Genomic DNA, 415 nt, shown 5'->3' with positions numbered 1-415 from the left:
AACCGGATTAGATACCCTGGTAGTCCACGCTGTAAACGATGTCGATTTGAAGGTTGTGGCCTTGAGCCGTGGCTTTCGGAGCTAACGCGTTAAATCGACCGCCTGGGGAGTACGGCCGCAAGGTTAAAACTCAAATGAATTGACGGGGGCCCGCACAAGCGGTGGAGCATGTGGTTTAATTCGATGCAACGCGAAGAACCTTACCTACTCTTGACATCCAGAGAACGAGGCAGAGATGCCTTGGTGCCTTCGGGAGCTCTGAGACAGGTGCTGCATGGCTGTCGTCAGCTCGTGTTGTGAAATGTTGGGTTAAGTCCCGCAACGAGCGCAACCCTTATCCTTAGTTACCAGCACGTTAAGGTGGGCACTCTAAGGAGACTGCCGGTGACAAACCGGAGGAAGGTGGGGATGACGT

The 415-nt window shown here is 53.7% G+C and carries 1 rRNA gene; it reads left to right on the top strand.

Going from position 1 to position 415, the window contains the following annotated elements:
* Positions 1-415 (top strand): 16S ribosomal RNA (locus tag AC2JF9_RS09890); the annotation flags it as partial.

The organism is Lactobacillus sp. C449L, assembly GCF_059900815.1.
Note: the sequence above shows the minus strand (reverse complement) of the source record. Positions and strands in the feature narration are given on the sequence as shown.